Origin of the sequence: Cryobacterium zhongshanensis, assembly GCF_022760445.1 — a bacterium.
Classification (GTDB): domain Bacteria; phylum Actinomycetota; class Actinomycetes; order Actinomycetales; family Microbacteriaceae; genus Cryobacterium; species Cryobacterium algoricola.
The window spans coordinates 163,660-186,448 of the sequence record NZ_JALGAR010000005.1; the positions used below are offsets into that span (position 1 = coordinate 163,660).

Consider the following 22,789-nt stretch of genomic DNA (forward strand, 5'->3'; position numbering starts at 1 on the left):
ATCTTCCCTTTCCCGTACGGGTGTACAGGTTCTGTCTCGAACGAAGCGTTGCCGCTCGTGGTTTTTCTGTTCCGGCTGACCTGTGGTCAACCGGCAAGCTGAAGTCGCAAATCCTTGAGGCGGGTGGCGATGGTTCCGTCGATGACGTCGTCACCGATCTGCACACGGACACCGCCGACGATCGCTGCGTCCACGACCTGGTTGATCGTGAGCGTGCGTCCGTAACGTGCCGTGAGGCTGGTGCGCAGGCGCGCCAGCTGTGCGGCGCTCAGCAGCTCGGCCGTTGAGACGGTCGCAATCGCCGTGCCGCCCTCGTCTGCGACGATTGTCGCCGCGAATCGCAGGAGAGCCCCGATGCGACGGCCGCGAGGCTGCTGCACGAGGTGACGCACGATGACGAGCGTCTGGTCCGAGACCTTGCCGGTGAGCAGGGAATCGATGAGTCCCACCTTGGCGCTGACTGCGCCGAGCTTCGACGCCAGTGCCAGTTCGAGTTCACCGTTGGACGCGACGGCCGTCCCGAATTCGAACAACTCCGCTTCCACGGCACCGGCCACCGGGGCCGACGAAGCGACGGCCCGCAGCCCGAGTTCTTCGATGCCGGCGAGCAGGTCGGAGTGACTCGACCAGCGTGCGGCGGCGACCGTCTGGAGCAGGTCCAGTGCGGTCGGGGTCAGTTTCGCCGAGAAGACCGCGGCGACGAGTGTCGTCTTGGCCGCGGCATCCGCTGCGGGGTCGACCAGGGCAGACAGGAGCTGCGCCGAATCACCGATGACACGGCCGGAGTCGAGCAGGCCTTCGCCTGTTGCGAGATCGGGCGTGCGGCCATGGGCAGTGAGTACCGCCCTCGACGAGGCCAAAGCTTCCCTGGTGGCGCTTCCCATTACTTAGCTGCTTTCTCCGAGGCCTCAAGGTCGGCCAGGAAACGGTCGACGATGGCACTCGCCTTCGCGTCGTCCGTCAGGCTTTCGCCGATGACTCCGGACGCGAGGTCGATGGCCAGGGTGCCGACTTCGGCACGGAGGGACAGGACTGCCGCCTGACGTTCCGCTTCGATCTGGGCCTTGGCACTCGCGGTGATGCGGGCCGCCTCAGCGCCGGCCTGCTCCTTGAGTTCGGAGATGATCTTCTGGCCGTCCGCGCGGGCGACCTCGCGGATCTTGCCGGCTTCTGCGCGGGCGTCGGCCAGCTGGGCCGTGTACCGCTCGAGTGCGGCCTCTGCCTTGCGCTGGGCGTCGTCCGCCTTGGCGATGTTGCCCTCGATGGCCTCAGCGCGGTCGTCGAGCATCTTCTGCATTCTCGGAAGGATGAGCTTCCAGAAGAAGAAGAGAATCACGACGAAGCACACCGCGGACCAGATGATGTCCGGCAACTCGGGGATGAGCGGGTTCTTCGTCTCTTCCGCGGCAGCTGCAATTACTGCGTGAAGCATCATGCCTCCTAACTAGAGAGAAAAGAGGATTACTGGCCGGTGGTGAAGATGAAGTACGTTGCGATACCGATGAACGCGAGCGCCTCGGTGAATGCGATGCCGATGTACATCAGGACCTGGAGCTGGCCGGCCAGTTCGGGCTGACGAGCAACGCCCTCGATGGTCTTGCCGACGACGATACCCACGCCGATTGCCGGGCCGATTGCGGCGAGGCCGTAACCGACAGTGGCGATGTTTCCTGAGATTGCCGCGAGAACGGTAGTTGCGTCCACGTTTGTTTCCTTCCGTTGTGACGAATACAGCGAGTGCCGGATTCGAGGTTAGTGTTCTTCAGCCACCGCGAGCTGGATGTAAACGGCGGTGAGCAGGGCAAAGATGTACGCCTGGAGCACGGCGATCAGGACCTCGAAGAGGGTGAACGCGAGCCCGAAGACGAGGGTGCCTGCACCGAAGAGCTTGAAGGCTCCGTCGGCCGTGAAGAAGAAGAACTGGGTCGCCGTGAAGAAGAGCACCAGCAGCAGGTGGCCGACGATCATGTTCATCAGCAGTCGCAGGGTCAGAGTGACCGGGCGGACGAGGAAGGTCGAGATGAACTCGATCGGCGTCACGATGATGTAGAGCGCCTTCGGCACCCCGGGCGGGAAGAGCGAGTTGCGGACGAAGTTGCCCGGGTTCTTCTTGAGGCCGGCGTAGATGAAGGTGCAGTACGAGATGACGGCGAGGAGCAGCGGAACGCCGATCACCGAGGTGCCCGCGATGTTGAGGAGCGGGATCGGTCCGGTCAGGTTCATGAACAGCACGAGGAAGAAGATCGTCGTGAGAAGGGGCAGGAAACGCTTGCCCTCCTTCTTGCCGAGGATGCTTTCCGCGATGCTGACCCTGGCGAAGTCGAGGCCCATCTCCACGAGGCTCTGCAGCCGGGTGGGGACGATCTTCATTCGGCGCGTTCCGAGCCAGAAGAGCAGCATCAGGGCGGCCATCGCAATGAAACGGATCAGCATGATCCGGTTGATCTCGAACGGCGTCCCCACGAAGAAGATGCCCTCGGGGAAGAACTCATTGATGGATGGGCCATGGAAGCTACCGTCGTCAGTAGCCAACGGGAGCATCAGGTTTACGGCGGTTTCTAGCAGCGCTTTCTCCTGGTTCGGGGCGGGGAGCTCTGCTCTCGCGAGGACGAAAATTGGGTCGGAACGTCGAGCACGACAAAAGCAGCGCTGCGGGGCGAACCGGTCATTACCCTACCAAGAAACGCACTCCGGGCCGAATCCTGAGGGTGAAAATTCATCGCTTTTTCGGGTCTGGGTTCCGGGAAAGATCGCTCACGTAGGGAACGCGGCTTGTGCGGATGACCGCGACGTCGACGATCAGGGAACCGACGACACCGGCGATGATGCTCAGGAACAACACGACCGGTTGCACCCAGGGCTGGCCCTTGAGCAGCACGACGAGCACGAGGAACACCACGAACTTGAGCAGCCAGCCGCCCAGCACGATTCCGAAGAACGCGCCGATCGCTGCGGCCGTCCCGGCGAAGCGGTTCGCGATCAGGATGCTGCCCGCCGTGATCCCCATGAACACGACGGACATCCCGGTGCCGATCAGGGCGCTCAGCACCCCGATGCCGCCGGCGGCGAGCCCGCCGGCGATCATCCCGACCACGGCGATGCCGCCGGCGAGGTAGCCGCCGTAGACGAGGATGCTGCGGAACACCCGATTGGACTGCGGCTGCAGGGATTCGGGCTGCTGGACGGCGCTCATACGTGCTCCTCGGCTTGCGTCGATGCCTCGTCGAGGCGATCGAGCTTCACGATGTCGTGGGGAAGGGTGGCTGGGTGGGCAAGCTGGGTGGCCGCTTCGACCTTCTTGGACCGGCTGAGCGGCGCAAGGGTCACGATCGTGCAGACGAGCAGGGCGAAGACCAGGAACAGCGTCGCCCACCAGGTCTGCACGCCGAAGTAGACGGGCAACACGAAATAGAGCAGGCACCCCACGGATGCCGCCGCCGTCCACCCGTAGAAGATCAGCACGGCGTGCAGGTGCGAGTGTCCCATGTCGAGCAGCCGGTGGTGCAGGTGCTTCCGGTCTGCGCTGAACGGGGACTTGCCCGCGCGCACCCGACGGAACACGGCGAGTGCGAAGTCGAGCAGCGGGATGATCAGGATCGCGAACGGCATCAGGATCGGGATGAACGCGGGGAAGAGCTGAGACCGGTTCACCGCGGTCGGGTCGATCTGCCCGGTGATCGCGATCGCGGAGGTCGCCATCAGGAGGCCGACGAGCATGGAGCCGGAGTCTCCCATGAAGATCTTGGCGGGACGCCAGTTGAGCGGCAGGAAGCCGATGCAGGCGCCGACCAGGATCGCGGCGATCACGGAGGCGAGGTTGAAGTAGTTGCTCGGCGAGGTGTCCCGCACGAGCAGGTAGCTGTAGATGAAGAAGACGCCATTGGCGATGAGGGCGACCCCGGCGACGAGGCCGTCGAGGCCGTCGATGAAGTTGATCATGTTCATCAGGAGCACGATCACGAAGACGGTGATCAGGATCGACATCCACGAGGAGCCGACGGTGAGCCCGCCGATCGGGAGGGACAGCACCTGGACGCCCTGCCAGGCGACGAGGCCGGCCGCAATGAACTGGCCGGCGAGCTTGGTCATCCAGTCGAGGTCCCAGAGGTCGTCTGCGACGCCGAGCAGCACGATCATCAGAGCGGCGCCGACGATGGCGACGATCTGTTCCGGATCGGAGAAGACCAGCCGGAGCGGCGCGAACTGCGCCGAGATGAGGTACGCGACCCCGAAGGCCGCGATCACGCCGAAGAAGATGGCGACCCCACCGAGGCGGGGGGTGGGCCGGGTGTGCACGTCCCGCAGGCGGATCTTCGGATAGATCTTGTACCGGTGGCTGACTTTGAGCACGACCCAGGAGAAGATGGCCGTGACAACGGCCGAGACGATGGCCAGCAGGATGAATACGGTCATGGCTAGCCCGCGACATCCGCTTCGGGGGTCGCGGCAACGGGAGCGACGAAGCCTACCGGTGCGAGCGCGTCGCCGACGACGGCCGCGAGGGCCTCCCGGGAGATCACGCCGTTCCGCACGATCACGAGCTTGCCGCCGTTGGTGTCGAAACCGGTCGCGTCGATGATCGTCGACGAGGTGTCGCCCGCCCGGTCGCCGATCGGTTCGTAGCCGGTGCCGACCGCTCCCCCGTCGAGGTAGACCTCGACGCTCTCGCCGAGCATCCCTTCTGCGGTCGCCGCGTCGACCGCGGAAGGCCGGCCGCTCGTGTTCGCACTCGAGACGGCGAGGGGGCCGGTGTCGGCGAGGAGGTCGAGCGCGATCGGGTTGCTCGGCATGCGGAGCGCGACGGTTCCGCGGGTGTCGCCGAGATCCCAGACCAGGGAGGGCTGCGCGTTGAGCACGACGGTGAGCCCGCCTGGCCAGAATTCCGCAACGAGGGCGCGCACGGGCTCCGGGATACCGACCGCGAGCGCGTCGAGTGTGCCGATGCCCGGGATCAGCACGGGCGGCGGCGACTGTCGGCCGCGGCCCTTCGCGTCGAGCAGTCGTTGCACGGCCTCCGGGCTGAACGCGTCGGCGGCAAGGCCGTAGACGGTGTCGGTGGGGATGACGACGAGCGCGCCGCGAGCGATCGCCGAGCGTGCCAGTCTCATGCCGGTTGCGTAGTCCGAGACAACCGTGCAGTCGTAGATGCGTGTCATTGCGCCCAATTCTAGTGCAGGGGTGTTTCCCGAGGCTGGGAGCGTGTCCCGCCCTGGCTGAGGTGTCGCAGATCGAGGTTCGCAAGGCGTGGGAACGTCGATGTGCGACACCTCAGCGCAGGGTTCAGGGGGTGGGGCGGATGGCGGTGGTCGCCCGGTCGCGGGTGGTGTAGTCGCGGTGGGTGGCGGTCGCGCGCCAGCCGTCGCCGGTGAGCAGGGCGCGGATGTCGCCGCCCTGCAGCTCGCCGTGCTCGATCACGAGCACTCCGCCGGGGCGCAGCAGGCGCAGCGCCGTCTGCGACACGTGCCGGACGACATCGAGGCCGTCCACACCGCCGAAGAGGGCGTGAGCCGGATCGAAGAGTCGGACCTCGGGGTCGCGCGGCACCGCATCCATGGGTATATAGGGAGGGTTCGAGATCAGGACGGCGACGGTGCCGTCGAGTTCGGAGAGGATGCCGGTGTCCGCGAGGTCGCCGAAGACGAGCGTCGCGTTGGCCGCGTTGACCGCCGCGAAGTTGCGTGTCGTCCAGGCGAAGGCCTCCGGGGAGTTCTCGACGGCCCAGATCCGCGCGTTCGGCACCTCGACGGCGAGGGAGAGCGCGATCGCGCCGCTGCCGGTGCCGAGGTCGACGCCGATCGGGTCCGGGTCCGGCATCGAAAGGAGGGCGTCGATCGCGAACTGGGCGACCTGCTCCGTCTCGGGGCGGGGCACGAAGACGCCGGGCCCCACGAGGAGTTCGATCGAGCGGAACGGGGCGCGCCCGGTGATGTGTTGCAGGGGTTCGCGCCGGGCTCGGCGAGAAACGAGAAGGTCAATCGCGGCGGCATCCGCCAGAGTGACACCGGTGCGGAGGATGGCCGCGGCCTGCACCTCGCCGCGGCTCCGGCCCAGCACGTGGCCGATCAGGAGATCGGCGTCGACGCCGGGGTCCTGGATGCCGGCGTCGGCGAGGATGCCGATGGTGCGGTCCCGGATGGTGTCCACTGTGCCCGGAACGGCGCCGGGAGCAGAACCCGGGAAAGTGGCGGGAATGGAATGGTCGTCGTCTTCAGTTGTCACACTTTGGAATGTAACGCAATCAAGCGCGCGCGCCCAATGCCGGAGCCGTAGGCTGGGCGAGGTTCCTGACCCGATTGACCCGATGACCCGACTGAAAGGCACTGCGATGACCGCACGCATCTACTCCGACATCACCAAGGCAGTTGGAGGGACGCCGCTGGTCAAGCTCAACCGCCTGACCGCAGGCCTCGACGCGACCGTGCTGGTCAAGCTCGAGTTCTACAACCCCTCCGCGAGCGTCAAGGACCGGATCGGCATCGCGATCGTCGACGCCGCAGAGGCCTCCGGCGAACTCCTCCCCGGCGGCACCATCGTCGAGGGCACGAGCGGCAACACCGGCATCGCGCTCGCGCTCGTCGGAGCGGCCCGCGGCTACAAGGTCATCCTCGCGATGCCCGAGACCATGAGCAAGGAACGCCGCGTCCTGCTCCGTGCCTACGGCGCCGAGATCGTGCTGACCCCGGGGGCCGCCGGCATGCGCGGCGCCGTCGAGAAGGCCGAAGAGATCGTCGCGAACACCCCCGGCGCGATTCTCGCCCGCCAGTTCGACAACCCCGCGAACCCCGCCATCCACTTCGCGACGACCGGCGTCGAGATCTGGGACGACACCGAAGGCGCCGTCGACATCTTCGTCGCGGGCATCGGCACCGGCGGAACCATCACGGGAGCCGGACGGCTGCTCAAGGAGCGCAAGCCCTCCGTCCACATCGTCGGCGTCGAGCCGATCGATTCCCCGATCCTCACCGGCGGCAAGCCGGGTCCGCACAAGATCCAGGGCATCGGCGCAAACTTCGTCCCGTCTGTTCTCGACACCGACCTCTACGATGAGGTCACCGATGTCACCCTCGCCGATTCCCTCACCACCGCTCGCGCACTCGCGACCGACGAGGGAATCCTCTCCGGCATCTCGGGCGGCTCCGCCGTCTGGGCGGCCATCGAGCAGGCGAAGAAGCCGGAGAACGCCGGCAAGACCATCGTCGCCATCCTCCCGAGCTTCGGAGAGCGTTACATCTCGACCGTGCTGTACGAGGACCTGCTCGACTAAGAACTGCTCGACTATCAAGAACGGGAACAACTGAAAACCGACATGGGAGTCATTTCACGCATCCGTGAGGACCTGGCGATGGCGCGCGCCCACGACCCGGCAGCCCGCAGCAACGTCGAGGTCTTCCTCGCGTACAGCGGGCTGCACGCCGTGTGGTCGTACCGGATCGCCCACCGGATGTGGGTGGCCGGGTTGTACCTGCCCGCCCGGCTAGTCTCCCAGTTCACCCGGTTCCTCACCGGGATCGAAATCCACCCCGGCGCCCGGATCGGGCGCCGGTTGTTCATCGACCACGGCATGGGCGTCGTGATCGGGGAAACCGCCGATGTGGGAGACGACGTGATGCTTTATCACGGCGTCACCCTCGGCGGGAAGACCCGGCACGGCGTCGTCCGCGGTGAGAAACGGCATCCCACCCTCGGCGACGGCGTCACGATCGGCGCCGGCGCGAAGGTGCTCGGCCCGATCACGATCGGCGCCTGGAGCACGATCGGCGCGAACGCCGTCGTCACGAGGGACGCCCCGCCGAAGTCGCTGCTGCTCGGCATCCCGGCGACGATCCAGCCGGTGCGCACCCAGACGATCGAGGGCGCGCGCGGCCTCCCGGTCTCCGACGAGGACTAGCCGGCCCGCGGCATCCGCCGCAGCCGCACCCGGTACCTCCCAGAGTCACCAAAAATGCCCAGAATCGCCGTTCGACCGGCGATTCTGGGCATTTTCTGCAATACTCGGGCGCGAAACGCGCTAGTCGTGGTCCCCGATTTCGGCGAGGCGGGTGGCCTCGTCCGCGAGGATGCACGACTCGATGACGGCGTCGAGCGCGCCGTTCATCACGGAGTCGAGGTTGTACGCCTTGTAGCCGGTGCGGTGGTCGGCGATGCGGTTCTCCGGGAAGTTGTACGTGCGGATGCGCTCTGACCGGTCCATCGTGCGGATCTGCCCCTTGCGGACCAGGGACGCGGCCGCGTCGATCTCTTCCTGCTGTCGGGCGAGGACCCGGGCGCGCAGCACGCGCATCCCGGCTTCCTTGTTCTGCAGCTGGCTCTTCTCGTTCTGCATCGCGACCACGATCCCGGTGGGAAGGTGGGTGATGCGCACGGCGGAGTCGGTCGTGTTGACCGACTGGCCGCCGGGGCCGCTCGAGCGGTAGACGTCGATCTTGAGGTCGTTGTGGTTGATCTCGACCTCTTCCGGCTCATCGACCTCGGGAAAGACGAGCACGCCCGCCGCAGACGTGTGGATGCGTCCCTGCGACTCGGTCGCCGGCACGCGCTGCACGCGGTGCACGCCGCCCTCGTACTTGAGGTGCGCCCAGACGCCCTCTGCGGGGTCGTTCGTGTTGCTCTTGATGGCGAGCTGGATATCCTTGATGCCGCCGAGGTCGCTTGTGGTCTGCTCGATGATCTCGGTTTTCCACTTTTTCGACTCTGCGTAGTGCAGGTACATCCGGAGCAGGTCGGCGGCGAACAGTGCGGACTCCGCACCGCCCTCCCCCATCTTGATCTCCATGATCACGTCACGGGCATCGAGCTCATCGCGCGGGATGAGCAGGCGGCGCAGCTTCGCGGAGGTGTCCTCCAGCTGCACCTCGAGCCCCGGGATCTCCTCGGCGAAGGACGAGTCCTCCTCCGCGAGCTCCCGGGCGGCGTCGAGGTTCTCGCCGATCTCTTTCCACTCGTTCCAGGCCGCGATGATGCGGCTCAGTTCGGCGTAGCGCCGGTTGACCTTCTTCGAACGGGCCGGGTTGGAGTGCAACTCCGGGTCGGCCAGTTCGGACTGCAGCTCGTCGAATTCGGCCTGCAGAGTCAGAACAGACTCGAACATTACTTGTCCTTGTCTGACCCGTTCAGGGACGGCATCGACTTCTGGACCTGCATGAGGAACTCCACGTTGGAGGACGTCTCCTTGAGACGGCCGAGGACGACCTCGAGCGCCTGCTGCTGGTCGAGTCCGGCAAGCGCACGACGGAGCTTCCAGGTGACCTTGACCTCGTCCGAGCTCATCAGCATTTCTTCGCGACGGGTTCCCGATGCGTTGACATCGACAGCCGGGAAGATCCGCTTGTCGGCGAGCTGGCGCGAGAGGCGCAGCTCCATGTTGCCGGTGCCCTTGAACTCTTCGAAAATGACCTCGTCCATCTTGGAACCGGTCTCGACGAGCGCGGACGCGAGGATGGTGAGCGAGCCACCGTTCTCGATGTTGCGCGCGGCGCCGAAGAAGCGCTTGGGCGGGTACAGGGCGGATGCGTCGACGCCACCGGAGAGGATCCGGCCCGACGGCGGCGCGGTCAGGTTGTAGGCCCGGCCGAGGCGCGTGATCGAGTCGAGGAGCACGACGACGTCGTGTCCGAGTTCCACGAGACGCTTGGCGCGCTCGATGGCGAGCTCGGCGACCGTGGTGTGGTCCTCGGCGGGACGGTCGAAGGTCGAGGCGATGACCTCGCCCTTGACCGTGCGCTGCATGTCGGTGACCTCTTCCGGCCGCTCGTCGACCAGAACGACCATGAGGTGGACCTCGGGGTTGTTGGTGGCGATGGCGTTCGCGATCTGCTGCATGACGATGGTCTTGCCGGCCTTGGGCGGCGCGACGATGAGGCCGCGCTGGCCCTTCCCGATCGGGGCGACGAGGTCGATGATGCGCTGGGTGAGCTTGCCGGGCTCGGTCTCGAGGCGGAGGCGCTCCTGCGGGTACAGCGGGGTGAGCTTCTGGAACTCGACGCGGTTGGCGGCTTCCTCGACGGACAGGCCGTTGATGGAGTCGACCTTGACGATCGCGTTGTACTTCTGGCGGCCGTTCTGGTCGCCCTCGTGCGGCTGGCGGATGGAGCCGACGACGGCGTCACCCTTCCGCAGGTTGTACTTCTTGACCTGGCCGAGGGAGACGTACACGTCGCTCGCACCGGGCAGGTAGCCGGAGGTGCGCACGAACGCGTAGTTGTCGAGGACGTCGAGGATACCGGCGACGGGGATCAGCACGTCGTCGTCGTTCAGCTCCGGCTCGAAGTCGTCACCGGCGGTGACGCCGCGACGCTTGCGGTCACGGAACCGGTTGCGGTTGCTGCGGCTGTTCAGGTCGTCGTCCTGGCCACGGTCCTGCTGGTTGCGGTCCTGCTGGCCGCGCTCCTGCTGCTGGGCCTGACGGTCCTGGTTCCGTTCCTGGTTCCGGTCCTGATTGCGCTCCTGGTTGCGCTCCTGCTGGGCCTGGCGGTCCTGCTGGTTGCGGTCCTGCTGCGCCTGGCGGTCCTGGTTGCGCTCCTGCTGGGACTGGTTGTTCCGGTCCTGCTGGGACTGGTTGTCCTGGCCGCGCTCGGCGTTCTGGTTCTGCTGGTTCTGGTTGCGGTTCGACTGGCGGCCGTTCTGCTGGCGGGAGTTGTCGTCCTGCTCTCCGCCCGTCTGGTTCTGGTTGCCGCCGCGGTTGCGGTTGCGGTTGCGTCCCTGACGCGGCTGTTCGGCCTGTTCGGTCGAGTCGTCCGTGTCGGTGTCGGTGTCCGTGTCGGCATCCGTGTCGGCGGCGACCGTCGCCGCGGTGCGGCTGCCAGCGAAGTGGTCGACGGGCGCCTCGTCGGTCGCGGCTGCCTCGTCGGTCGCGACGGGGATGCCCGCCGTGCCCTGTGCGAGCTCGTCGTTCAGGGCGTCGATGCGGCTGCGCGCGTCGATGCTGTTGCGTGCGGACCCGTTGCGACCGTTGCCGCGGGCGCTGCTGCGGCGCGAGCGGCCGGTGGTGACGGGAGCCTCGGTGACCTCTGCGGTCTCCGTGGCGGTCGCTGCGGCATCCGTCGTCGTGTCGGCGGCGGGCGCCTCGACAACGGGACGCTCGACGACCGGAGTCTCGACGACGGGAAGGTCGACGGAGGGAGCCTCGGTCGTGGGAGCCTCGGTCGATGCTGCTTCCGCGGCGGCCTTGACCGACACGGAGGTGGCGCGCTTGCGAGCCTGGCGGACCGGCTTCTCGGCGGCCACGGGGGCCTCCGTGGTTCCGGTGCCACCGGCGTAGGTGGTAGGGGCCGTGGTGCGACGGGTCGTCGCGGCGGCGTCCGGGAGGATCAGGCCGATTCCGAGGTCACCGTCAGCGTTGACGTGTGCGGCGGCGGGAGCAGCAGTCGCGGTGGTGGCGCGGCGCGGCGCGCGCTTGCGCGGCGGCGCTTCGACGAGGGTCGCGGTCACGGCTGCTGCCGCGGCCGGGGCGGCCTCGACGGCGACCGGCTCGGAGACGACAGTCTCGGAGGCGACCGGCTCGGTCGCGGCGAAGGCGGGGATCTCGAGCTCGGGGCTCACGGTGTCGCCACCGGCCTGGATGGCGGTGATGGCGGCGACGAGCTCGCCCTTGCGGAGCTTGGAGGAGCCGGGGATGCCCAGTTCGAGCGCGAGAGCCTGAAGCTCGGCGACACGGAGGGTTCCCAGGCGGGATGAATCCGCAGCATTTGTGCGGAGGTTGACGTCAGTCACGAAAATTTGTCCTTTCCCCCGGAACGAACGTTTACGAAAACCGGGGAAGCTGTGGCAACGTCGGAGGCGCTGCGGGTGGTTCAATCCCACAGAAAGTGGATTGAAGTGAACACACACAGCCACGCCAGATGTCGCGATAGCAGTGAGTTACGGGAAATGCACCATCGAAAGGAACCGGTCGTTAGGCGGTTCCTTCGGGTACGCAGTCGACTCTAGCAGAGCATTCCGAGAACGGATGCCGCGCCCTCCCAGCCGCGGCACCCCCGTTCGCGGTCCTGAGATCAGGCGGTCGCTGCCGTGTCCGTGCGGGTGACGGTCGCGCCCTGGAAGTCCACGGCGAGCATGAGCGCCTGCCAGGGGGTGGCCGAGTTCGCGGCGACGAGCTCCGCGGCGACGAGGCGCTGGCCGGGGTCGCTCGCGAGCACGAGGATCGACGGGCCGGCGCCGGAGACGACGGCGGCGAAGCCGTGTTCCCTGAGTAGGGTGATCAGCCGGTTGGTCTCCGGCATCGCGGCGGCGCGATAGCTCTGGTGCAGCTTGTCCTCTGTCGCGGCGAGCAGCAGCTCCGGGCTCTGGATGAGCGCGGCGATGAGCAGCGCAGAGCGGGACAGGTTGAAGACGGCGTCCGAGTGCGGCACGGTTTCGGGCTGCAGGCTGCGGGCGAGGGCCGTGGACATGGCCTGTTCGGGTACGAACACGAGCGGCTTGACGCCGCGGTGCACCATCAGCTTCTTGTGCCGGGGGCCCTCCGGTGTGGTCCACGCGATCGTGAGGCCGCCGAAGAGGGCGGGCGCGACGTTGTCCGGGTGCCCTTCCATCTCGGTGGCGAGAGTGAGCAGGGCTTCGGAGTCGATGTCGACGATGCCCTCTAGCAGGCCCTTGGCTGCCATGATCCCGGAGACGATCGCCGCCCCCGAGGATCCCATGCCGCGGCCGTGCGGGATCTTGTTGTGGGCGACGAGCGCGAGGCCCGGCATCCGCTGCCCGTAGGCGGCGAAGGTGTGCGCGATGGCCTGCACGACGAGGTTGGTCTCGTCTGTCGGCACCACGCCGGCACCGACGCCCTGGACGTCGACGAACACGCCGGGTTCCTCGCGCACGCTCACGTCGAGGCGGTCGTAGTAGGCGAGGGCGAGGCCGAGGGTGTCGAAGCCGGGGCCGAGGTTCGCCGTCGTGGCGGGAACCTGGACGGTCACCGACCGACCGGCGAGAACGGAGGGACCTGACACGGCTTCGGCCAGGGTCACTTCTTGACCAGACCGAGGACGCTCGCGATTTCGGCGGTGTCCACGGGCACGACCGTCGGCGTGATCTCGGCGCCGTCCGCGGTGCGGAGCGCCCACTGCGGGTCCTTCAGGCCGTGGCCGGTGACCGTGAGCACGACCGTCGCGCCGGCCGGGATGAGTCCGGCCTCTGCACGCTCGAGCAGGCCGGCGACGCTGATCGCGGAGGCGGGCTCGACGAAGATGCCGACCTCTGCGGAGAGGATGCGGTAGGCCTCGAGGATCTTGGCGTCGCTGATCGCGCCGAAGTAGCCGTTCGTGAGCTTCTGCGCGGCGAGGGCGAGGTCCCAGGATGCCGGGTTGCCGATGCGGATGGCGCTCGCGATGGTCTCGGGGTGGTCGACGCGGTGGCCGAGCACGATCGGGGCGCTGCCTGCGGCCTGGAAGCCGAACATGCGCGGCAGCTTCGTGGTCGCGCCGCGTTCGAGTTCTTCGGTGTAGCCGCGGGTGTACGCGGTGTAGTTTCCGGCGTTGCCGACGGGGACGATGTGGATGTCCGGCGCGTCTTCGAGCACCTCGACGACCTCGAAGGCCGCCGTCTTCTGGCCCTCGATGCGGTCGGGGTTGACCGAGTTGACGAGGTGCACCGGGTAGTTCGCCGAGAGGTCGCGGGCGATGTCGAGGCAGTCGTCGAAGTTGCCCTGCACCTGCAGGAGCTGCGCGTTGTGCGCGATCGCCTGGCTGAGCTTGCCGAGCGCGATCTTGCCTTCCGGCACGAGCACGACCGCGAGGATACCGGCGTGGGTCGCGTATGCGGCGGCCGAGGCCGAGGTGTTGCCGGTCGAGGCGCAGATGACGGCCTTGGCGCCGTCTTCGACGGCCTTCGAGATCGCCATGGTCATGCCGCGGTCCTTGAAGGAGCCGGTCGGGTTCATGCCCTCGTACTTGATCCAGACCTTCGCGCCGGTGCGCTTCGACAGCGCGGGGGCGGGAATCAGCGGCGTACCGCCCTCGCCGAGCGTGATGATCGGCGTGGCGTCGGTGATGTTCAGGCGGTCGGCGTATTCACGCAGCACACCCCGCCACTGACGGGACTGGGTCTTCACGGCCTGCGTGGACTCTCGTTCGCTGGACATCAGGCTCCTTCAACTCTCAAAACGGATGCGACGGTGGTGACAAATCTATTGGCGGCGAGGTCCGTCACGGTGGCGGCGAGTGCCGCTTCCGTTGCCTCGTGGGTTCCGATCACAAGGGTAGCCGTGGACGGGACGGCGGCGTGACTGGACGTGAGTGGCCGCGCGGGGGTCATCGACTGCTCGACGAGGGCCAGGGAGACGCCGTGATCGCTGAAAACCCCGGCGAGGGTCGCGAGCACACCCGGCTCGTCGGTGACCTCGAGGGTGACCGCGTAGCGGGTCGTGATGCTGCCGATGTCGAAGACGGGCAGGTCGGCGTGGATCGAGGCCGCAACTCCCGGGCCGCCGGCGATGTGGCGGCGGGCGAGGGAGACCAGGTCGCCGAGCACGGCGGACGCCGTTTCGACTCCCCCGGCGCCCGCCCCGTAGAACATCAGGCTGCCGGCGGATTCCGCCTCGACGAAGACGGCGTTGTTCGCGCCGTGCACGGCCGCGAGCGGGTGGTCGCGCGGCACCATCGCGGGGTAGACCCGGGCGGAGACGCCCGCCTGGCCGGTCGCGGCATCCGTGATGCGTTCGCAGATGGCGAGGAGCTTCACGACGTAGCCGGCCTTGCGGGCCGACTCGATCTGCGCGGGCGTGACCTCGGTGATGCCTTCGCGGTAGACGGATGCGAGCGGCACGTGGGTGTGGAAGGCGAGGCTCGCGAGAATGGCCGCCTTCTGTGCCGCGTCGTAGCCGCCGATGTCCGCGGTCGGGTCTGCTTCGGCGTAGCCGAGGTCGGTCGCGGTGGCGAGGGCTTCCTCGAGGGTGTCGCCCGCGGTGTCCATCCGGTCGAGGATGAAGTTCGTGGTGCCGTTGACGATGCCGAGGATGCGGTTGATCTGGTCGCCGCCGAGGCTGTCGCGCAGCGGGCGGAGGATCGGGATCGCGCCGGCGACGGCGGCCTCGTAGTTGAGCTGGGCGCCGACCTGGTCTGCGACGGCGAAGAGTTCGGGCCCGTGGGTCGCGAGGAGCGCCTTGTTCGCGGTGACGACATCCGCCCCGGAGTTCATCGCCATCAGGATGTAGCTGCGGGCCGGTTCGATGCCGCCGAGCAGTTCGATGACGACGTCCGCGCCGAGGATGAGGGATTCGGCGTCGGTCGTGAAGAGTTCGTGCGGCAGGTCGACGGTGCGTTCGGCGTTGACGTCGCGCACGAGGATGCCGACGAGTTCGAGGCCGGCGCCGACCCGGTTGGCGAATTCCTCGCTCTGCTCGAGCAGTAGCCGGGCGACCTGGGCGCCGACGTTGCCGCCGCCCAGCAGGGCGACGCGCAGGTTGCGGTATTCGATCATCGGATGGCTTCCTTCGGTTGATCGGTGCCGGTGGGGGCCGCGACGGCCGCAGTGATCCCGGTGTCGCGGGAGAGCAGGTCTGCGATGGTCTCGCCGCGGACGAGCAGCCGGGCGGCGCCGTCCCGCACGGCGACGACGGGAGGGCGGCCGAGGTAGTTGTAGTTGCTCGCGAGCGAGAAGCAGTATGCGCCGGTCGCGGCGACCGCGACGAGGTCGCCGGGGCCCACGTCGCCGGGCAGGTAGTCGGCGTCGACGACGATGTCGCCGCTCTCGCAGTGCTTGCCCGCGACGCGCACGAGCACGGGGTCCGCCGCGCTCGAGCGGCCCGCGAGCCGCACCGAGTAGTCCGCTCCGTAGAGGGCGGGCCGGGCGTTGTCGCTCATGCCGCCGTCGACGCTCACGTAGAGCCGGGTCGCGCCGGACAGGTCGACCGCCTTGGTGGTGCCCACCTCATACAGGGTGGTGCCCGCCGGGCCGATGATCGAGCGGCCGGGCTCGAAGGCGACGATGGGCACCGGGATGCCGCGCGCGGCGCACTCTGCCGCGACGATGTCGGCCAGGCGGGCGGCGAGTTCGTGGATCGGGGTGGGGGTGTCCGCGTCGGTGTATGCGATGCCGAAGCCGCCGCCGAGGTTGAGCTCGGGAACCGGTCCGCCGGCGAGGAGCGCGGCGTGCACGGCGAGCAGCCGGGACGCGGATTCGGCGAAACCGTCCGCCCCGAAGATCTGCGAGCCGATGTGGCAGTGCAGGCCGATGAAGCGCAGGGTCGGCTCCGCCCGGATCAGGGCGACGAGGCGCGGGGCGTCCTCGAGGGTGATGCCGAATTTCTGGTCCTCGTGCGCGGTGGCCAGGAACTCGTGGGTGTGCGCGTGCACGCCGCTGTTCACCCGGAGCCGCACGTTCTGCACGATGCCGTGCCGGGCCGCTGCCGCCGCGACGCGGGAGATCTCGATGGTCGAGTCGATCACGATGGTGCCGACGCCGACGGCGCAGGCCTCGTCGATCTCGGCGAGCGACTTGTTGTTGCCGTGGAAGCCGAGGCGGGCGCCGGGCGCGCCGGCCGCGAGGGCGACGGCGAGTTCCCCGCCGCTGCAGACGTCGATGTTGAGGCCCTCGGCGAGCATCCAGCGGGCGACCTCGCTCGACAGGAAGGCCTTGCCCGCGTAATAGACCTTGACCGTGGTGCCGATGCGGGAGAATTCCGCCTCGAAGGCGGACCGGAGGGCGGACGCGCGGGCACGGGCATCCGCTTCGTCGATGACGTAGAGCGGGGTGCCGAACCGGGCGGCGAGGTCAGGGGCGGAGACGCCGCCGATGACGAGGTCGCCGGCGGGAGCGCGGTGCATGGTCGCTGGCCAGAGGCCGGCGGAGAGCGCGTTGGCGTCTCCGGGCAGGATGAGCCAGTCGGGGGCGAGCGGGTTGGTGGCCACGGGTGAAAACCTCACGGGAAAGTCGAGTGGGTGTCTCACTGAGTGGCGAGCGAACCCGGATTGGTCCCTGAAGCCAGTGAAGATTCCGCCGGTATGACAGCGAACCTGCACCGATTCTAGCGAGCAAGGGGTGCGCGCGCCGAATCAGCCGGCGGAGCAGGTGCCGAGGGTGGTCAGCGACTGCGCGGTGAGCATCAGGGTGCTCGACTCCAGCGTAATGCGCGCCCGCCCCGGAGTGACCTCGACGCCGGCGAGGTTGACGCCCTCGGGGAGGTACCCGGCCACGCACACCCGGACCGGCTGCTGGCCGAGCACGAGCGGGAGGATCGCGGTCGCGTCGATGCTGCCGGCCCCGGTGGTGATCTGTGCGCTGCTCGGGGTGAAGAGTAGCGAATCGGCCGCCGCGGTCGGGGTGGCGGTGGCCTGGTAGCCGATGTTCAGGCCGAAGACGCTCACGCTGCCCGCGTACTGAACGGTTCCGTCACCGAGCACGAGGTCGGCGGCGGGCGCCCCCGTCGGCAGCGCTGCGGCGAGCAGGGTGTTGAGCGCGGCCTGGTCGAGGTCGACCGTTCCGCGCACGTCGCCGACCTGTTTGGTCTGGTCGACGGGCACGTCGGTCGCGACGAGGTGCACGGATGCCGGCACGCCGTTGGCCGTGAGGGCGGGAGCGACCAGGGTGACCCGGTCGAAGCGTCCCATCAGGTACTGCGCGATCACGGACAGGCCGCCGATCGAGACGGACACGTCTCCCGTGACCGAATCGGGCAGGTGCGCGGCGATCTCGGCCTTCGCCCGGTTCTCGGCGTAGTTGCGCACGCCGGCGTCGGCGATGAAGAAGGCGGCGACGAGGGCGAGCACCACGATCGTCGCGACGATGAACCCGCTCAGGCCGCGGCGCCGACGCGTTGCGGCTCCCCTGCCCGTTGCGGTGTCCCGATCCAGTGCCCCGTCCCGATCCACGGTCACATCCGTTCGGGAGCAGACACGCCGAGGAGGCCGAGGCCGTTGCGGATGACCTGGCCGGTCGCGTCGTTGAGCCAGAGGCGCGTGCGGTGCAGTTCCGTGACCGGTTCGTCGCCGAGCGGGATCACGCGGCAGTTGTCGTACCAGCGGTGGTAGTAGCCGGCGACCTCTTCGATGTACCGGGCGATGCGGTGCGGCTCCCGCAGTTCGGCGGCGAGGGAGACCATGCGCGGGTATTCCTGCAGCACTCCGAGCAGGGCGGACTCGCTGTCGTGCACGAGCAGCTCCGGCGCGAAGTCGGTGCGCTCGACACCGGCCGCCGCCGCGTTGCGGGCGACGGAGCAGGTGCGCGCGTGGGCGTACTGCACGTAGAAGACCGGGTTCTCGTTGCTGTGCTTGCCGAGCAGGTCGAGATCGATGTCGAGTGAGGTGTCGCTCGAGGAACGCACCAGGGAGTAGCGGCCGGCGTCGACGCCAACGGCGTCGACGAGGTCGTCGAGGGTCACGATCGTGCCGGCGCGCTTGGACATCCGCAGCGGCTCGCCGTCCTTGAGCAGGTTGACCATCTGGCCGATCAGGATCTGCAGGTTGACGCCGGGAACGTCACCGAAGGCCTCGACCATGGCCATCATCCGGCCGACATAGCCGTGGTGGTCTGCGCCGAGCATGATCAGGTTCTGGTCGAAGCCGCGCTCGCGCTTGTCGAGGTAGTAGCCGAGGTCGCCGGAGATGTAGGCCGGTTCACCGTTCGAGCGGATGATGACCCGGTCACGGTCGTCACCGAAGGTCGTTGTCCGGAGCCAGATGGCGCCATCCGCTTCGAAGATGTGGCCGAGGCCGCGCAGGCGCTCGATGGCCCGGTTGACCGCGCCGGACTCGTGCAGGGAATCCTCGTGGAAGTAGACGTCGAAGTCGACGCCGAAGCCGTGCAGCTTGTCCTTGATCTCGGTGAACATCAGGTCGACGCCGATCGAGCGGAAGACTTCCTGCTGCTCCTCGCGGGGCAGGTCCGTGATGGGCACGGCGTCGTCGTACTTCGCGACGACCTGGTCGGCGATATCGGCGATGTACGCTCCGCCGTAGCCGTCCTCCGGCGTGTGCTCGCCGAGGTAGGCGGCCAGGACGCTGCGGGCGAAACGGTCGATCTGCGAGCCGTGGTCGTTGAAGTAGTACTCGCGCGTGATATCCGCGCCCTCGGCCTGCAGCACACGGGCGAGGCTGTCGCCCACGGCGGCCCAGCGCACGCCGCCCATGTGGATGGGGCCGGTGGGGTTGGCGGAGACGAACTCGAGGTTGATCTTGATGCCGTCGTAGAGGTGGCCGGTGCCGTATGCCGGGCCGGCCTCGACGATGGTCTTCGCGAGCGCACCGGCGGATGCCGCTTCGAGGCGGATGTTGATGAAGCCGGGGCCGGCGATTTCGACGGAGGCGACGTCGGGGAGCGCCTCGAGCCCGGTCGCGAGCTCTGTGGCGACCTCGCGCGGCTTGTACCCGAGCGGCTTGGCGATCTTCATCGCGATGCTCGAGGCCCAGTCGCCGTGGTCGCGGTTGCGGGGGCGTTCGAGGGTGACGTCGCCGGCGTTGGCGAGGACGACGTCCAGGCCGCTGGTGTCGATGCCTTCCGCGCGTCGGCGCTCACCCAACTGCTGGATCAGGGCGAACAGGGATTCGGAAAGCTCGGCGGGGGTCACGGAAACCAAGCTTACCGGCCCGGTTTCCCGGACCTTGCTTGGTAGGGTCGACCCGTGACTCTCTTCGGTTCGCCTGCCTCCCCGTCCGCCCGGCGCCTGCGCGCCGGAGCTTTCCTCTGCGTTGGCGCGCTGAGCCTCATCGGCCTGTCCGGCTGTGCTGCGGATGCAGCGCCCTCCGCCTCCGGTTCGGCGACGTCGTCCGCGCCCGGCGGTTCATCCTCGTCAGCGAGCGAAGCGGCTTCCGCGACGGCAACGCCGACGCCCACGCCGACTCCGGCGGGCACCGCCGTCGCTCTGGCCTGCACGGACCTGCTCACTCTGGATGACGTCTACGCGTTCAACCCGAACTTCGGCACGGATCCCTCCTATAAGCCGACCTCCTCCTCGGCGAAGACGGCCGCGTCCTTCCAGGGGCTCACCTGCGGCCTGTTGAACCAGTCGAGCGGCGACAAGATCGAGTTCACGCTCACCCAACCCAACACCGTGCTCATGACGCAGCAACAGGACAAGGCCGTCGCATCTTCGAAGATCGTGCCGACCTACGGCACTCCCCCGGCGGTGCAGGGTTTCTTCAGCGCGAACGCCGGTATCGGTGAGGCGCAGGTCTTCACGGACAAGTACTGGCTCACCTTCAGCTCGTCCGACTTCGCAGAGCCCGGCGACGCCGAGGCCCTCGTCTCGGCCGCCCTCGGTCACCTGAAGTAGCTCGCCCCGCCCCTGACGAATTCGACGGAGTTTTTGGGATTTAAATACGTTAGCGGCTGTTTTCGGGCCGTTTCAGCCAGAATCTCCGTCGAATTCGTCAGGCCGGCCGGCGGATGCCAGGCGCGGCCCGGCGGGCCGGGTCCAGGCATCCGTTGCTCGGCCGTCGGCCCGGTACGCGCCCCCCGACCCACCGCAACCAGCACGCTCCATGTGCCGAGTTAGCCCGTTTCCGCCGACATGTCCCGATGCGCCGCACTATCTCAGCCTGAATGGGCAATCTCGACGCCGCACGGCACCGGCGAGCCGGCGGAACACCCGCGCTGGATGGCCGCGGCACTCCCAGTGGAACACCGCCCTCCCGGATGCTGGTAGCCTAGTGTTTTCCCGGGCCCCCATAGCTCAGGGGATAGAGCACTGCCCTCCGGAGGCAGGGGCGGCAGTTCGAATCTGCCTGGGGGCACACCAATAAATTCCTGATCAGAAGTCAGTTCTTTTTCAGGAAACTTCAGCCCGAAACCGCCAGTGGCAACACTTTTCTGAGCCACGAGCTGATCGAGCACAGTCACAATGGTATTCAGGCGGTTGTCCGCTCTCTCCAGCGCACATTCTGCGCCATCCGGCGAACGTCTTCGGAGGCAATCGTGCCGCGGTCAATCTCTACTCTTCCGCTGATTACGTCGTCTCGACGCAGCAGATGCGAAAGCGCCTGTGACAACTGGTCCTTGGCGTTGCTAGTTTCGTAGGCATGAACCCACTCGTCCCGACTGGCCTTGACGTCGCGTTCACCACGATTGCGATCATTGTCGGTGTCGCCCTACTGGTGGCCGTGTTTGCCATCGCAACGTGGCTCCTGTCGACGGACCGGGTCACCTTTCGAGCCTCGAAGCGGCCACACACGGGCGCGATCCGGTCACCTCGGGCCTGAGCCGCCGCAATGCACGAGGTGATAGAGCACTAGCGAAACAGTCCGAGAGACGTCGGAATGCGCGACCTAATATCCTGGCTGAGGGCAGATTTCCCGCCCTCATCCCAGCACTCTCAAGTTCGCAGGTGGGGACATGTCCAAGAAAGTCATCTACTTCGTCTTAGCAATCTTCACCGCTCTGGTCTCTTTCGCCAGCCTCTACGCCGGACTCCTCGCTCGAGACAGCCTGCTGGTCGTGCTCGCGATTCTCGGCGTCGTGGCGATCGCTGCAGCGGGCGGACTCATTGCCCTCGGGATGAGAGCGAATCGTGAGGGTTGAGCCGTCACCTCAATCCACGATTTGACCGCGCGCTACGGGGAACACGCCGCAGCGCGCGATGCCGCCTTCTCGATCGAACGCGGGCGTGCCGTCGGTCTTCTCGGTCGCAATGGCGGCAACAAAGGCCACAAACCTGCTGTGCTTTCCTGAGGCTGAACATTCCGACTTCGGGCGAGTGCCGAATTCTGACTCGACGCATCCTCTTCTGCCTGAATGAAGTTCGGCGTTCCCCGAAGGAAGCTCAACCGAGCTCCGTTTGCCATCGAAAGGTTGATCTACGGCCACCTTCGGTTTCAGCACGCCGTGCGCTGAGGGCGAACCGACCGTTCCTCGCCGCTCTGATGCACTTAGCTGTTGAGCGTGACGCAGACACTCATACTCGGTGGGACGGCCTGGCTCGGCCGCGAGATCGCCCGGCAGTTGCTTGAGGCGGGCGACGACGTGACCTGTCTGGCGCGCGGCGAGTCGGGGTCGGTGGCCGCGGGCGCAACCCTTGTTCGCTCTGACCGGCGAGCGTCAGACGCTTACGCTGCAGTCACGAATCGCAATTGGGACGACATCATCGAGCTCAGCTCTGAAGCCGACCTCGTCAGCGGGGCTCTGGCGGCTCTAGCCGACACCACCCCGCATTGGACATTGGTGTCTTCCGTCTCCGTGTACGCAAGCAATAGCGAAGCGGATGCCGATGAAGACGCCGCTCTCGTCGAGCCAACCGACATGGCCGCGTACGCCCATGCCAAGGTCGCCGCCGAACGGGCCACGGCCCAGGCCGTCGGCGACCGTCTTCTCATCGCCAGACCCGGTCTCATTGCGGGGCCGGGCGACACCAGTGACAGGTTCAGCTACTGGGTGGCTCGCCTGGCCCTGGCCTGGCACGAGCCTGTTCTCGGACCCGATACACAGGGCCGCGCCGTGCAGTTCATCGACGTCAGGGATCTCGCTGCCTGGATTATCGCTGCCGGTCACCGCGGTCTCACGGGCACGTACAACGCTGTCGGCACGAAACGAGAGCTCGCAGTCGTTCTCGCTGCTGCACAACAGGTCGCAGGCCACGACGGCGCACTGATCTCGGCGGACGACGCCTGGCTGATCGCACACGACGTCAATTATTGGGCTGGGCCTCGTTCGTTGCCACTCTGGCTCCCCCGCAGCGCGAATGCGTTCTTCCAACGCGGTCGCGAACGATTCCTCGAATCCGGGGGTACGGAACGAAGCCTTCACGAGACCTTGAGCGATGTACTTGCGGACGAACGGATTCGCGGCCTCAACCGAGAACGACGCGCAGGTCTCACCCGAGAAGACGAACTCCGCCTCCTCGACGAACTCCGCAACAGCTAGCGCAACCGTCCAA

General features: G+C 67.4%; 21 protein-coding genes and 1 tRNA gene. 6 read left to right on the forward strand and 16 right to left on the reverse strand.

The features are described 5' to 3' along the window. Window positions 1-86: 86 nt before the first annotated feature. The 8 genes from MQH31_RS16790 to prmC all read right to left on the reverse strand — a co-directional run bounded on the left by MQH31_RS16790 (window position 87) and on the right by prmC (window position 6,144). Complete coding sequence (locus MQH31_RS16790; RefSeq protein WP_243012961.1) at window positions 87-884, reverse strand: F0F1 ATP synthase subunit delta; 798 nt, start codon at window positions 882-884, stop codon at window positions 87-89. Next, a complete protein-coding gene (locus MQH31_RS16795; protein WP_134536026.1) occupies window positions 884-1,432 on the reverse strand; it encodes a F0F1 ATP synthase subunit B in 549 nt (182 codons plus the stop codon). Before MQH31_RS16795 ends, MQH31_RS16790 begins: the two co-directional genes overlap by 1 nt. Before the next feature lie 29 nt (window positions 1,433-1,461). Next, entirely contained in the window at window positions 1,462-1,704 is a 243-nt protein-coding gene (atpE, locus tag MQH31_RS16800; RefSeq protein WP_134535875.1) for an ATP synthase F0 subunit C, read from the reverse strand. Window positions 1,705-1,752: 48 nt separating this feature from the next. After that, on the reverse strand, window positions 1,753-2,541 hold the full coding sequence (gene atpB / locus MQH31_RS16805; RefSeq protein ID WP_134535876.1) for a F0F1 ATP synthase subunit A: 789 nt from the start codon (window positions 2,539-2,541) through the stop codon (window positions 1,753-1,755). Window positions 2,542-2,716: 175 nt separating this feature from the next. After that, entirely contained in the window at window positions 2,717-3,193 is a 477-nt protein-coding gene (locus MQH31_RS16810) for a Cg1360 family ATP-synthase-associated protein (protein ID WP_134535877.1), read from the reverse strand. After that, window positions 3,190-4,413 carry an MraY family glycosyltransferase gene (locus tag MQH31_RS16815; protein WP_134535878.1) on the reverse strand — a complete coding sequence of 408 codons (1,224 nt, stop codon included), beginning with the start codon at window positions 4,411-4,413 and terminating at the stop codon, window positions 3,190-3,192. The genes MQH31_RS16810 and MQH31_RS16815 overlap by 4 nt, the downstream gene beginning before the upstream one ends. Window positions 4,414-4,415: 2 nt before the next feature. Continuing rightward, complete coding sequence (locus tag MQH31_RS16820; RefSeq protein ID WP_243012962.1) at window positions 4,416-5,156, reverse strand: L-threonylcarbamoyladenylate synthase; 741 nt, start codon at window positions 5,154-5,156, stop codon at window positions 4,416-4,418. A 124-nt stretch (window positions 5,157-5,280) separates the two neighbouring features. Beyond that, on the reverse strand, window positions 5,281-6,144 hold the full coding sequence (gene prmC / locus MQH31_RS16825) for a peptide chain release factor N(5)-glutamine methyltransferase (RefSeq protein ID WP_243013025.1): 864 nt from the start codon (window positions 6,142-6,144) through the stop codon (window positions 5,281-5,283). 181 nt (window positions 6,145-6,325) lie between these two features. On the opposite strand from prmC, the gene cysK reads away from it, so the two are divergent. Both cysK and epsC read left to right on the forward strand, forming a co-directional pair. Then, on the forward strand, window positions 6,326-7,264 hold the full coding sequence (cysK, locus tag MQH31_RS16830; protein WP_134535881.1) for a cysteine synthase A: 939 nt from the start codon (window positions 6,326-6,328) through the stop codon (window positions 7,262-7,264). Between the two features lie 42 nt (window positions 7,265-7,306). Further along, entirely contained in the window at window positions 7,307-7,888 is a 582-nt protein-coding gene (gene epsC / locus MQH31_RS16835; RefSeq protein ID WP_243012963.1) for a serine O-acetyltransferase EpsC, read from the forward strand. Between the two features lie 120 nt (window positions 7,889-8,008). Here epsC and prfA read toward each other — a convergent pair whose 3' ends face one another. From prfA to argS, 8 genes are all read right to left on the reverse strand, one after another. Continuing rightward, complete coding sequence (prfA, locus tag MQH31_RS16840; protein ID WP_134535883.1) at window positions 8,009-9,088, reverse strand: peptide chain release factor 1; 1,080 nt, start codon at window positions 9,086-9,088, stop codon at window positions 8,009-8,011. Next, window positions 9,088-11,709, reverse strand: a complete 2,622-nt coding sequence (rho, locus tag MQH31_RS16845) for a transcription termination factor Rho (RefSeq protein WP_243012964.1) — start codon at window positions 11,707-11,709, stop codon at window positions 9,088-9,090. The genes prfA and rho overlap by 1 nt, the downstream gene beginning before the upstream one ends. A 281-nt stretch (window positions 11,710-11,990) precedes the next feature. Further along, window positions 11,991-12,956, reverse strand: coding sequence for a homoserine kinase (gene thrB, locus MQH31_RS16850; protein ID WP_372488179.1), 966 nt, complete (start codon window positions 12,954-12,956; stop codon window positions 11,991-11,993). Next, window positions 12,953-14,068 (reverse strand): threonine synthase, encoded by a 1,116-nt coding sequence (gene thrC, locus MQH31_RS16855; RefSeq protein ID WP_134535886.1) that lies wholly within the window; start codon window positions 14,066-14,068, stop codon window positions 12,953-12,955. Before thrC ends, thrB begins: the two co-directional genes overlap by 4 nt. Further along, window positions 14,068-15,405, reverse strand: coding sequence for a homoserine dehydrogenase (locus MQH31_RS16860; RefSeq protein ID WP_243012965.1), 1,338 nt, complete (start codon window positions 15,403-15,405; stop codon window positions 14,068-14,070). Before MQH31_RS16860 ends, thrC begins: the two co-directional genes overlap by 1 nt. Next, the gene (gene lysA, locus MQH31_RS16865) at window positions 15,402-16,835 is read right to left on the reverse strand and encodes a diaminopimelate decarboxylase (RefSeq protein WP_243012966.1); all 1,434 of its coding nucleotides are present in this window, start codon (window positions 16,833-16,835) and stop codon (window positions 15,402-15,404) included. Before lysA ends, MQH31_RS16860 begins: the two co-directional genes overlap by 4 nt. Window positions 16,836-16,979: 144 nt before the next feature. Next, window positions 16,980-17,795: an LmeA family phospholipid-binding protein gene (locus tag MQH31_RS16870; RefSeq protein WP_243012967.1), complete on the reverse strand. Its 816-nt coding sequence runs from the start codon at window positions 17,793-17,795 to the stop codon at window positions 16,980-16,982. Between the two features lie 2 nt (window positions 17,796-17,797). Beyond that, window positions 17,798-19,489 (reverse strand): arginine--tRNA ligase, encoded by a 1,692-nt coding sequence (gene argS / locus MQH31_RS16875; protein ID WP_243012968.1) that lies wholly within the window; start codon window positions 19,487-19,489, stop codon window positions 17,798-17,800. A 54-nt stretch (window positions 19,490-19,543) separates the two neighbouring features. Here argS and MQH31_RS16880 point away from each other — a divergent pair, with 54 nt between their 5' ends. The 4 genes from MQH31_RS16880 to MQH31_RS16895 all read left to right on the forward strand — a co-directional run bounded on the left by MQH31_RS16880 (window position 19,544) and on the right by MQH31_RS16895 (window position 22,776). Beyond that, the gene (locus MQH31_RS16880) at window positions 19,544-20,194 is read left to right on the forward strand and encodes a hypothetical protein (protein ID WP_243012969.1); all 651 of its coding nucleotides are present in this window, start codon (window positions 19,544-19,546) and stop codon (window positions 20,192-20,194) included. 388 nt (window positions 20,195-20,582) lie between these two features. After that, window positions 20,583-20,654, forward strand: a tRNA-Arg gene (locus MQH31_RS16885). A gap of 598 nt (window positions 20,655-21,252) precedes the next feature. Further along, the gene (locus MQH31_RS16890; RefSeq protein ID WP_243012970.1) at window positions 21,253-21,438 is read left to right on the forward strand and encodes a hypothetical protein; all 186 of its coding nucleotides are present in this window, start codon (window positions 21,253-21,255) and stop codon (window positions 21,436-21,438) included. A gap of 360 nt (window positions 21,439-21,798) precedes the next feature. After that, window positions 21,799-22,776 (forward strand): NAD-dependent epimerase/dehydratase family protein, encoded by a 978-nt coding sequence (locus MQH31_RS16895; protein WP_243012971.1) that lies wholly within the window; start codon window positions 21,799-21,801, stop codon window positions 22,774-22,776. Window positions 22,777-22,789: the final 13 nt, after the last annotated feature.

What these genes read in the sequence shown, in the direction of transcription:
- MQH31_RS16790 (WP_243012961.1), bottom strand. Translation starts at nt 884, where the DNA reads ATGGGAAGCGCCACCAGGGAAGCTTTGGCCTCGTCGAGGGCGGTACTC.
- MQH31_RS16820 (WP_243012962.1), bottom strand. Translation starts at nt 5,156, where the DNA reads ATGACACGCATCTACGACTGCACGGTTGTCTCGGACTACGCAACCGGC.
- MQH31_RS16795 (WP_134536026.1), bottom strand. Translation starts at nt 1,432, where the DNA reads ATGCTTCACGCAGTAATTGCAGCTGCCGCGGAAGAGACGAAGAACCCG.
- cysK (WP_134535881.1), top strand. Translation starts at nt 6,326, where the DNA reads ATGACCGCACGCATCTACTCCGACATCACCAAGGCAGTTGGAGGGACG.
- MQH31_RS16860 (WP_243012965.1), bottom strand. Translation starts at nt 15,405, where the DNA reads ATGATCGAATACCGCAACCTGCGCGTCGCCCTGCTGGGCGGCGGCAAC.
- MQH31_RS16890 (WP_243012970.1), top strand. Translation starts at nt 21,253, where the DNA reads ATGTCCAAGAAAGTCATCTACTTCGTCTTAGCAATCTTCACCGCTCTG.
- thrC (WP_134535886.1), bottom strand. Translation starts at nt 14,068, where the DNA reads ATGTCCAGCGAACGAGAGTCCACGCAGGCCGTGAAGACCCAGTCCCGT.
- MQH31_RS16815 (WP_134535878.1), bottom strand. Translation starts at nt 4,413, where the DNA reads ATGACCGTATTCATCCTGCTGGCCATCGTCTCGGCCGTTGTCACGGCC.
- MQH31_RS16810 (WP_134535877.1), bottom strand. Translation starts at nt 3,193, where the DNA reads ATGAGCGCCGTCCAGCAGCCCGAATCCCTGCAGCCGCAGTCCAATCGG.
- atpB (WP_134535876.1), bottom strand. Translation starts at nt 2,541, where the DNA reads ATGCTCCCGTTGGCTACTGACGACGGTAGCTTCCATGGCCCATCCATC.
- prfA (WP_134535883.1), bottom strand. Translation starts at nt 9,088, where the DNA reads ATGTTCGAGTCTGTTCTGACTCTGCAGGCCGAATTCGACGAGCTGCAG.
- epsC (WP_243012963.1), top strand. Translation starts at nt 7,307, where the DNA reads ATGGGAGTCATTTCACGCATCCGTGAGGACCTGGCGATGGCGCGCGCC.